We start from the raw sequence: 9,698 nt of genomic DNA, 5'->3' as shown, positions 1-9,698 counted from the left end.
GAGACACCCTGTCAGTCCTTCCTCCTCCGGAGGGTCGGACCTTTACTTCGGCTACGGCACTTTAAAGGGTAAAGTTACCGGGTGGATTTGAACCACCTAGATTGTGCGACTGTGAGGCGCACAGACAAACGACGGGCCGGAAGGCCCGCCGTTCAGATCTATTAAAACTGACGCTGATTCATGCCATAATTCGCTGTGTGAAAGGACTGTGGACTCATATATTGACTTTGATTATTGATGCTACCGTATTGGTATTGGGAAGCCCCCATCCCATATTGGCTCTGCGTCGGCTGCGAGGAGTCCGAGCGCTTATAAGCGTCATGTCCTTGCTGGTCTCCTTGATAATTGGCCATATGGAACGATTGCGGTGTGGCATATTGATTAAACTGCTGCTGATTGCTTTGCTGTTGATTGTATTGCTGCTGGTTAAATTGCTGCGGGTTAAACTGCTGCTGATTATATTGCGATTGCGATTGGTTATTAGTACCCATGCCATATCCCGTTGTCGCAAAAGAAGCGGTGTTGTTAAATGCCGCGTATTGGCTTTGCTGCGTTGGCTGGGAGGAGTCGGAACGCTTATAAGCATCATGACCCGCCTGATCGCCCCGATAATTGGCCATATGGAACGATTGGGGAGCTTGCTGACTCTGGAAGCTTATATTTTGAGCAGCGGAGGTATATTGCCGGCTTGCCCCAAACGAGCTGGTTTGATTTATCGGCTGATAGTGGGACTGTACGAATCCGACCGGCTGGTATCTCGAAGCCTGATTGCGGGATTGGGCACTGGACATCCCGGCTGCTCCGTATTGATTTTGGTTACCGCTGCTTTGATAATTCGTTTGATTGTACATGAAAAAATCCTCCCTGAACCATATAAGAAGTCCTTCGGCAGCAAGAGAGCTCATTCCAGATTCTCCTGCCCCCGAAAGCCTTTCTTATTGTCTTCAAGGAGGATTTATTTTATGACATCCGAGATTTGGTGGATTGGACCGTTTCTGCGAGCTGCTGTGCGGACTCTCTCGGATGCGAATGCTTGGTAATCGCTGAGACGACGGCAACGCCATCCGCCCCGGCTTCAATTACCTGCACTGCATTCGCCGCTTGAATTCCGCCAATCCCGACCATGCCGATGTGAGGCCAGCGTTCATGGATTTGCTCGAGCAGGCCGGTCCCGATAGGCGCTCCAGCATCGCCTTTGGTCAAGGTCGAGTAAATGGCTCCCACCCCCAAATAATCCGCACCCTGGGCCATCGCCCACTCCGCTTCCTCCATCGTCCCTGCGGAGACACCGATGATGGCCTCGTTCCCTAGCAGCTTCCGTGCTTCGGATCCAGGCAAGTCGTCCTGCCCGACATGGACACCGTCCGCCTCCAGGAGCATAGCAAGGTCAACCCGATCGTTCACCACAAAAGGAACGCCATATTCACGGCAAAGCTGACGAATCGCTGCTCCTTCTTGCAGTACTTGGCGAAGCTGGGCTTTCTTTTCCCGGAGCTGCACGATCGTAACGCCGCCCTCGAGCGCCTCACGTACGATCTCCAGAGCGGATCTTCCCTCATAATCCGAAAGATCAGTTACTAAATAAACCGGCAGCCGGTCACGCACTTGAGTCCGAAACAACTTACTTCCCTCCAGGCAGCAGGATGGAATCTTCCACCTTAATGCAGCGATCCATGATGACTTCCAAACCGCCCGCTTTCGCGATATCTGCCGCTTCTTCATTAAATATGCCTTGCTGCAGCCAGAACACCTTAGCCTTGATCTTAACCGCTTCTTCGGCGACCGGAACTACTTCTTCGCTGCGTCGGAATACATTGACAATGTCTACCGACTCGGGGATCTCGCTAAGCGATGCGTACACAGTCTCACCTAAAATAGATCCTTTGGCCATCGGATTTACCGGAATAATCCGGTAGCCTTTCTTTTGCATGGCTTCCGATACCATGTAGGATACACGGTCCGGCTTATCGGACAAGCCCACTACCGCCACGGTCGTTGTCCGCTGCAAAATTTCTTTGATATGCTCACGCGAAGGATTTTCAAACGGCATTTGAATCTACCTCCTGTAAAATTATTTGGCTGCCTGGGTGTAGCTGAGCGCTTGTTGACCCATCGCTTCCCAGGTGGCGATAAACCGCTCTTTCTCAATCTTTTGCTTGCTTCGGCCGGACAACGGATCGTTCACATATACGAATTGCTCGTCAAAGCCAACCAGCAGCACTGCGTGCTCCATAAAGGTCGTTTGGATGGGGCCGATCGGAGAATCCCAGATCACCCAGTTGTCCGGCACATTGTAATCAATGGTCGTCCAGACGACAGATGGAAAGCCTGCAAGGAGCTGATCCTCCAGCTTGTTGAATGACTCGCGGCTCAAATCGACCGCCGATGGAACATATTTTTGAAGCAGGTCCATCAAAGCGGTATGATAAATGCCGAAGCCTTTGGAGGAGCCGGTAATCTCTCCTACAAACCCCAGATTCGGATTGCCCCAATAAGCGATCGAACCATCCTTGTTATAGCGAATCGGCGTTGTGTCCCGCTTCATCTCCGGCAGAAGCTGCATCTTCGTTTTCTTGACACCATAGTAATTCAACAGCATCGTCAAGCTGGTTAACTCACATCCTGAAGGCAGCTCCGGCTTTTGAAAAACCAATGGAGCGTCCAGCACGATGCTGCTTTTTTTCTCCATGACAGGGGCTTGAGGCGCCGGTGCTGGGGTTAGAGCCGCAGGTGAGCTAACCTCCGCCTTCTTAGTTATATTCAGCGAATCTTCAGCGTAAGCAACATTCGTACTCAATACCTCAGGCTCGCCAAACCAATCCTGTCCGGTTAGTTTGCCGTAAAGCAGGACACCAAATACCGTGCTTGCAAAAAGCAGTCCGCCGATGAGAAACAATCCGAAGGTCACCTGCATGCCTTTCCATAAAACGGTCATGGTAAATCACCGTCCTTACTGCACATTCTAGATGTCTTGCTGTTAGTCTTGTACTAGCTCGATTTGTGCCCCCAGCGAGAGCAAGTGGTCGAAATATTGCGGATACGACTTGGCCACGTGATGTGCGTCGTTGATGATCAGACCCTTCTCAGAGCGAAGACCTACCACAGTCAGTGCCATAATGACCCGATGGTCATAATGCGCATTGATTTCCACTCCGCCGGTTACGCCTTGAGGACGACCGTGGATAATAATTTCGCTTTGGCGCTCTTCAACGTCCGCGCCTGCTTTGCGCAGCTCGTTTAGGTAGTCCGTAATCCGGTCGCATTCTTTATAGCGCAAATTCTCTACATTATAGAAACGGGAGGTTCCTTCCGCGAACACGGCCGCTGCAACCATCGCGAGTACCGCATCGGTAAAATGATCCCCGTCAAACTCCCCAGCTTGAAGTGTTTGATTCCCTTGTACATGAACCACATCATGCTCATGCGTCAGGTTAACGCCCATCGCCTTGAGCACATCCACGACCGCGCGCTCGCCCTGCTTGCTGTTCTCCGACAGACGAAGCACCTTCACATCGGAGTTCGTCACTGCAGCCGCCGCCAAGATCGCAGCCGATCCCGGATAGTCCCCTTGAACTACATACTCCTGAGGAGCGTACTTTTGGCGCCCAGGGATCTTATAATGCATCAAATCTTCGGATGCTTCAATTTTAATACCGGCTTGTGCAATGACTTCGAGCGTTTGGCCTACGATGACCTTCGATTTCAAATCATGGAGCACCGTAATCTCGCTGTCTTCTTCCAATAATGGCGTCATAAACAACAAGGAGCTCAAAAATTGCGAGCTTACATTGCCGGACACCGTCAGCTTGCCGCCGCGCGGTTTACCGCCGCGAATCGTAATCGGCAGCTTGCCGTCTTGATGCTCAACTTCAACGCCCATCTGCTGCAGGGTGTCGATCAGGTCGTTATGCGGTCTTTTGCCAAGGGAATTCGGGTAGGTATTAACGAAGGTGAGCTCTGGACAAAACGCTGCGATCGACATCAAAAAGCGAAGCACCGCTCCTGCGTTGCCGACATTGAGCTCACTCACATGCTTTGGATGGCTGCCAAAGCCGCGGATCGTCATTTTCACATCGTCTTCTTCCACTACTGCCCCAAGGTCACGGATGCAGCGGCGCATTGCATCGCTGTCTTCGCTGTGTGCTGGATAATAAACGGTGCTCGTACCGTCAGCGAGCGCGCCGATCAGCAAATACCGGGTCGTGTAGTTTTTCGAAGACAATGCGTTAATTGTACCTTCCAAACGTCCTGTCGGTTTCACAATAGCTTTCATCGTTATGTATCTCTCCTTATTCTTAATCCAAAAATCGCTCTCTCTAACTTAACATGATTCGACACATTTCGTCTGAACCCTTCTATGGCTCAGATTTGTATTCCTTGCTTCAGGTCCAACCGCATCGTTTGGCGTTTGACAGACCGCGCAAATCCTCATATGATGAATGCAGTTGACCGGGGTCCCGGTCGGATCTGAAGGAGGACGAACGATCGTCATGCAAACGATAACCCCAGCGGAAATTAAACAGCGTCTAGCGAATGGTGAAACCTTGGACATCATTGATGTCAGAGAAGACGAAGAAGTGGCCCAAGGCATGATTCCGGGCGCAAAGCACATTCCTCTAATGCAGGTCCCTGAGCGTCTGGCCGAAATCCCGCAAAATGGCGAGACCATCATGGTTTGCCGCAGCGGCAACCGCAGTGGAAGAGCTTGTGACTTTTTGGCTGCACAAGGATTAACCAACATTAAAAACATGGTTGGCGGCATGCTGGAATGGGAGAAGCTCTAAGCTTTTCCCGCCATCAGCCGCGCTTCGATTTGTTCCACGATCGCCTGAACCGGCAGTCCTGTCGTATCGATCATTAGATCGGCAAAATCATAGGCATGCTTCCGCTCCGCCATAATCTTATGTACACGCTCCGCCACATTCCCCTGAACTAATGGCCGGTTCGTATCCTTGCTCACTCGCTCAATGATGGTGTCTGCAGAAGCCGTCAAAGCGACAACCAGCCCGCCTTCCTTCATCCAGCTCCGATTCTGCTCGGCCAGCACGGCACCGCCGCCCGTTGCCACCACTTGATCGACGCCTCGCATAGCAGACTCAATGGTCTTACTCTCGATGGCCCGAAAAGCTGGCTCTCCCCGTTCGGCAAAAATGCTGCTAATGCTCGTCCCCTCGCCGGCTTCAATGGCCGCATCCGTATCGACAAACCTCCACTTCAGCTTCTCCGCTAGCGCCTGGCCCACCGAGCTTTTACCTGTACCCATCAACCCTACCAGTACAAGATTCCGGTACTTCACCTTGCATTGACCCCCCAACAAAAACATATGTCATAAGCCCTATATGGTCTGATGTAAAACTCCCCCTATCATACCATAGCTTGCATTACGTGAATAGAAAGTTTGTCTAAATCATATGATGGATGTGAATAAATTCCAGTCAGAACAGTCATGATGATAACACACCTCTACTCGAAAGGAGCATGGCCATGTTACAATCTGCGCTCTCCCATACCAAGATGCAAGGCACCTATCTGACTGAGCATAAGCTGGAACAAATCCTGGATCCGGCTCGTCCGCTGTGCAAGGAAGAAATCATATGGATGCTGGAGTTTATTAAAAAAAAGGTGGCCGAGGAAGACCCCCAGTTAATGGATCTTTCCCAGCCACGCTTGCTGCAAAATTTTCGCTATTTCGCTGAAATCGCCTTAATGCTGATCCAGCGCCGAAACGGCTTCGATCAGGAGGCCGATCGGTTAAAAGCTTGGGTACAAGAGGCTTCTTACGGCCTCCATCCATCCAAACCCGTGCGGTCGAGGAAACCGAATTAGTCGTTCATCCACTGGAAGTGGAACGTCCCCTCTTTGTCAACGCGTTTAAAGGTGTGCGCCCCAAAGTAATCACGCTGCGCTTGCAGCAGGTTTGCTGGAAGACGCTCTGTACGGTAGCTATCGTAGTATGCCAACGCGGAAGCGAAAGCCGGTACTGCAACCCCGCGGGTTACCGCCGTTGCAATCACGGTTCTCCAAGCATCCTGGTAGTTTTCTACGATGCTCTTGAAGTACTCGTCAAGCAGCAGGTTCTTCAGCTCCGGATTGCGATCGTACGCATCCTTAATGTTTTGGAGGAAGCGGGCACGGATGATGCAGCCGCCGCGGAAGATCATCGCGATATTGCCGTACTCCAGACCCCAGTTGTACTCTTCACTCGCCGCTCTCATTTGTGCGAAGCCTTGAGCGTAGGAGCAGATTTTGCTCGCGTACAGCGCTTTGCGGACCGCTTCGATAAATGCCTTGCGATCTCCTTCAAATGCCGCCGGTTTAGGGCCATTCAGTACTTTGCTGGCGGCAACACGCTCTTCCTTCATCGCCGAGATAAAGCGAGAGAATACCGACTCCGTAATGATGGACAGCGGCACGCCGAGATCCAACGCGCTTTGGCTGGTCCATTTGCCTGTCCCTTTTTGGCCGGCGGAATCCAAGATCACATCAACCATTGGCTTGCCGGTTTCTGGATCATATTTGGTGAAAATATCCGTTGTAATTTCGATCAGATAGCTGTCAAGCTCGCCCTTGTTCCAGTCGGCAAAAATCTCGTGAAGCTCTTCCGTCGATACGCCCAGTACGTCCTTAAGCAGTTGGTAAGCTTCGCAAATCAGCTGCATGTCGCCATACTCGATGCCGTTGTGCACCATTTTTACATAGTGGCCCGCACCGTCTGGTCCGATGTATGTGCAGCAAGGATCGCCGTTAACCTTAGCGGAGATCGCCGTCAGGATCGGTGCCACCAGCTCATAAGCATCCTGCTGTCCGCCCGGCATGATTGCAGGCCCTTTCAGAGCGCCTTCTTCGCCGCCGGATACGCCGGTACCGATGAAACGGAGGCCATGTGCCTCAAGCTCTTTGTTGCGGCGCTGTGTGTCAGGGAAATAAGCGTTCCCGCCGTCGATAATGATATCGCCTTTATCCAAATGCGGAACCAGCTGGTTAATCGTATCATCTGTCGGATGGCCGGCTTGTACCATGATCAAAATTTTACGAGGGGATTCCAGCGATGCCACGAACTCCTCGATGGAGTATGTACCTACCAGGTTTTTGCCTTGGGATTCGGAGAGAAGTACATCCGTTTTCTCGCGGGAGCGATTGTATACGGAGACCGTGAAGCCTCTGCTCTCAATGTTCAAAGCCAAGTTTTTACCCATGACTGCAAGTCCGATTACGCCTACTTGTTGTTTAGCCATTATGGTTTCTCATCCTCTCTTGTATGGTTGATTGGGTGTTGATGGGGTGAACTAGATCGTCATGGAGCCGTAGCCGCCGTCTACTCTCAGCAGCGATCCCGTTACAAAGCTTGATGCCTTGTCGGATGCCAGATATACGGCTGCGCCTTGCAGCTCTTCCGCTTCACCGAAGCGGTTCATTGGTGTGTGACGCATGATCGACTCAATCCGCTCCGGCGACAGGATGCTGCGGTTTTGGATCGCTGGGAAGAAGCCCGGAATGATCGCATTGACACGAACGCGGGCCGGTGCGAACTCACGCGCAAGGAATTTCGTCACGTTGTTCACTGCCGCTTTGGAAGCGGAGTATGTGAATACGCGGGACAACGGAGGATCGGAAGAAACCGAGGAAATGTTGATGATGCTGCCTCCTTCACCTTTCTCCACCATATGCTTCCCGAAAATTTGGCACGCCAACACAACGCTTTTCAAGTTGACCTCCATAATGGAGTCCCACTCTTCCATCGAAATTTCGAAGAACGGCGTTGCGCTGTTTTTCCCAGGGCAGTTCATGAGAACGTCGCAGCGGCCAGTCCAAGCCAAAACATCAGCCAGAACCTTCTGAAGATCTTCTGCATTAGTAGCATCTGCAGAGAAGCTCTTTGCGTTGCCGCCCACTTCTTGAATACGTTTCACAACCTCGTCGGACTTCTCCGCATTGCGGCCTACGATCGCCACATCTGCGCCGTGTCCACCCAGAGCTACCGCCATCGCTCCGCCAAGCGTGCTGTTACCGCCGATAATTACCGCCGTTTTCCCTGTCAAATCGAATAAATTCATAGCCATCGTATTAGTCCCCCTATTTAGAGTAGTTGCATCAGCAAAATGCACTTCATTTAGGTACTGCTGCCTTGAAGCTGTTGCTATGAAATCGTGTGGACCTGCTGGAACGCGGCGATCGCATCGAACTCGTCCTTCAACTGATGGTACACACGATTATAAATTTTTGTCAACTCTAAGTATACTTCATGGTTACGGCTGTCCGTATGCAGCGACTGCTCTACATGCATCCAATTGTGCACGGACGTGAAGTCTTTGATCTCGCCGAGTGCCAGCATGCCGAGCTGCGCCGCGCCTAATCCGGAGCTCTCGATGGTGTTCGGAACCGCGACCGGGGAGCCCAATACGTCGGACATCATCTGCAGCCAGAATGGCGAGCGGGCAAAGCCGCCGGATGCACGAATTTCCTTCGTCGGACCGTTCATCTCCTCCAGCGCGGTAACAACCGAGTGAATCCGGTACATGACGCCTTCCAGCACGGAGCGGATCATATGCTTCTTCTGATGGTACAGCGACAGGCCGAAAAAAACGCCGCGTGCGTTGGCATTCCAATACGGTGCGCGTTCACCGGCCAAGAGCGGCATGAAGATCAAGCCATCGGAGCCTGCAGGCACTTCTTTGGCAAGCTCCGTCAAATAATCGTACGGATCCATGCCTCTGCGGCGGCCTTCCTCCGCTTCCGCTGTGGCCAGCTGATCGCGGACCCAACGGAACATGATGCCTCCGTTGTTGATTGCGCCTCCGACGACCCAGAAGTTTTCCATCAGGTTGTAGCAAAACAGTCTTCCTTGCGGATCGGTGAACGGCTCTTTCACCACGCCGCGGACCGCGCCGCTCGTTCCAATCGTAACCGCATAAATGCCTGGATCGAATGCGCCTACGCCAAGGTTGGCCAGCACGCCATCCGATGCACCGACGACAAACGGGGTATCGGCTGCAAGTCCCATCGCTTCCGCGTACTGCGCTTGCATGCCTTCCAGCACATGCGTTGTAGGAACCGGCTCGGAGAGCTGCTCGGGGCGTACGCCGCACGTTTCGAGCGCCTGCTTGTCCCACTCCAGCGACCGCAGGTTAAACAAGCCCGTCGCGCTCGCGATGGAATGGTCAATCACCAGCTTACCGAAAAGCTTGGCAAATACGTATTCTTTAATACCGATAAACTTATAAGCCTTCTCGAAAAGCTCCGGCTCGTTATCGCGAAGCCACATCAGCTTGAGAAGCGGCGACATCGGATGGATCGGAGTACCGGTATTCCTGTAGATCTCAAGTCCGCCGTGCTCTTCTTTCAGCTTCTTGACATACCCGACGCTTCGATTATCCGCCCAAGTGATGCAGCGAGTAAGCAGATTCAAATCCCGGTCCACAGCAATCAGGCTGTGCATCGCCGAGCTGAACGATACGCAGAGCACTTGCCCCGGCAGAATCGCTGCTTTGCTGATGACGTTGCGGATGGCCGTCAGAACCGCTTGAAAAATTTCATCCGGCTCCTGCTCAGCCATGTCCGGTCTTGGTGTATGCAGCGGATACTCCACCGAGCTCGATGCGAGTACACGCCCGCTCCGGTCGATCACCAGCGTCTTAGTGCTGGTGGTACCGATATCCGCTGCAATGATATAAGGCTTGGATGAGGACGAACCGCTCATG

The 9,698-nt window shown here is 52.4% G+C and carries 11 protein-coding genes; 2 read left to right on the top strand and 9 right to left on the bottom strand.

Annotation, left to right across the window (positions count from 1 at the left end; genetic code table 11):
• Positions 1-161: 161 nt before the first annotated feature.
• From FPZ49_RS27650 to aroA, 5 genes are all read right to left on the bottom strand, one after another.
• Positions 162-851, bottom strand: a complete 690-nt coding sequence (locus FPZ49_RS27650) for a hypothetical protein (RefSeq protein WP_144853294.1) — start codon at positions 849-851, stop codon at positions 162-164.
• Between the two features lie 109 nt (positions 852-960).
• The gene (thiE, locus tag FPZ49_RS27645; RefSeq protein WP_144853292.1) at positions 961-1,620 is read right to left on the bottom strand and encodes a thiamine phosphate synthase; all 660 of its coding nucleotides are present in this window, start codon (positions 1,618-1,620) and stop codon (positions 961-963) included.
• A gap of 1 nt (position 1,621) precedes the next feature.
• Positions 1,622-2,050 carry a CoA-binding protein gene (locus FPZ49_RS27640; RefSeq protein ID WP_144853290.1) on the bottom strand — a complete coding sequence of 143 codons (429 nt, stop codon included), beginning with the start codon at positions 2,048-2,050 and terminating at the stop codon, positions 1,622-1,624.
• Positions 2,051-2,071: 21 nt separating this feature from the next.
• Entirely contained in the window at positions 2,072-2,935 is an 864-nt protein-coding gene (locus FPZ49_RS27635) for a C39 family peptidase (protein WP_186446137.1), read from the bottom strand.
• A 42-nt stretch (positions 2,936-2,977) separates the two neighbouring features.
• Positions 2,978-4,273 carry a 3-phosphoshikimate 1-carboxyvinyltransferase gene (gene aroA, locus FPZ49_RS27630; protein ID WP_144853288.1) on the bottom strand — a complete coding sequence of 432 codons (1,296 nt, stop codon included), beginning with the start codon at positions 4,271-4,273 and terminating at the stop codon, positions 2,978-2,980.
• 217 nt (positions 4,274-4,490) lie between these two features.
• Between aroA and FPZ49_RS27625 the strand changes: the two genes are divergently transcribed.
• Positions 4,491-4,784 carry a rhodanese-like domain-containing protein gene (locus tag FPZ49_RS27625; RefSeq protein WP_144853286.1) on the top strand — a complete coding sequence of 98 codons (294 nt, stop codon included), beginning with the start codon at positions 4,491-4,493 and terminating at the stop codon, positions 4,782-4,784.
• Here the strand turns inward: FPZ49_RS27625 and FPZ49_RS27620 are convergent.
• The gene (locus tag FPZ49_RS27620) at positions 4,781-5,296 is read right to left on the bottom strand and encodes a shikimate kinase (protein ID WP_144853283.1); all 516 of its coding nucleotides are present in this window, start codon (positions 5,294-5,296) and stop codon (positions 4,781-4,783) included. The two genes, FPZ49_RS27625 and FPZ49_RS27620, sit on opposite strands and share 4 nt — an antisense overlap.
• A 188-nt stretch (positions 5,297-5,484) precedes the next feature.
• Here FPZ49_RS27620 and FPZ49_RS27615 point away from each other — a divergent pair, with 188 nt between their 5' ends.
• Positions 5,485-5,826, top strand: a complete 342-nt coding sequence (locus FPZ49_RS27615; protein ID WP_261381653.1) for a hypothetical protein — start codon at positions 5,485-5,487, stop codon at positions 5,824-5,826.
• On the opposite strand, the gene gndA is transcribed toward FPZ49_RS27615, so the two are convergent.
• The 3 genes from gndA to gntK form a co-directional block, all read right to left on the bottom strand.
• Positions 5,823-7,235 (bottom strand): NADP-dependent phosphogluconate dehydrogenase, encoded by a 1,413-nt coding sequence (gndA, locus tag FPZ49_RS27610; RefSeq protein ID WP_144853281.1) that lies wholly within the window; start codon positions 7,233-7,235, stop codon positions 5,823-5,825. The genes FPZ49_RS27615 and gndA overlap by 4 nt on opposite strands.
• Before the next feature lie 51 nt (positions 7,236-7,286).
• Complete coding sequence (locus tag FPZ49_RS27605) at positions 7,287-8,054, bottom strand: SDR family oxidoreductase (protein WP_186446138.1); 768 nt, start codon at positions 8,052-8,054, stop codon at positions 7,287-7,289.
• An 83-nt stretch (positions 8,055-8,137) separates the two neighbouring features.
• Positions 8,138-9,697 (bottom strand): gluconokinase, encoded by a 1,560-nt coding sequence (gene gntK / locus FPZ49_RS27600; RefSeq protein ID WP_144853277.1) that lies wholly within the window; start codon positions 9,695-9,697, stop codon positions 8,138-8,140.
• Between the last annotated feature and the right edge of the window lies 1 nt (position 9,698).

The organism is Paenibacillus cremeus, from assembly GCF_007786445.1.
Classification (GTDB): Bacteria; Bacillota; Bacilli; order Paenibacillales; family NBRC-103111; genus Paenibacillus_G; species Paenibacillus_G cremeus.
This window is presented reverse-complemented; position numbering and strand designations above follow the sequence as displayed.

Excerpts from the sequence above, each read along its gene's own strand:
- FPZ49_RS27650 (WP_144853294.1), bottom strand. The coding sequence starts at position 851 with ATGTACAATCAAACGAATTATCAAAGCAGCGGTAACCAAAATCAATAC.
- FPZ49_RS27640 (WP_144853290.1), bottom strand. The coding sequence starts at position 2,050 with ATGCCGTTTGAAAATCCTTCGCGTGAGCATATCAAAGAAATTTTGCAG.
- FPZ49_RS27635 (WP_186446137.1), bottom strand. The coding sequence starts at position 2,935 with ATGACCGTTTTATGGAAAGGCATGCAGGTGACCTTCGGATTGTTTCTC.
- aroA (WP_144853288.1), bottom strand. The coding sequence starts at position 4,273 with ATGAAAGCTATTGTGAAACCGACAGGACGTTTGGAAGGTACAATTAAC.
- FPZ49_RS27625 (WP_144853286.1), top strand. The coding sequence starts at position 4,491 with ATGCAAACGATAACCCCAGCGGAAATTAAACAGCGTCTAGCGAATGGT.
- FPZ49_RS27615 (WP_261381653.1), top strand. The coding sequence starts at position 5,485 with ATGTTACAATCTGCGCTCTCCCATACCAAGATGCAAGGCACCTATCTG.
- gndA (WP_144853281.1), bottom strand. The coding sequence starts at position 7,235 with ATGGCTAAACAACAAGTAGGCGTAATCGGACTTGCAGTCATGGGTAAA.
- FPZ49_RS27605 (WP_186446138.1), bottom strand. The coding sequence starts at position 8,054 with ATGAATTTATTCGATTTGACAGGGAAAACGGCGGTAATTATCGGCGGT.
- gntK (WP_144853277.1), bottom strand. The coding sequence starts at position 9,697 with ATGAGCGGTTCGTCCTCATCCAAGCCTTATATCATTGCAGCGGATATC.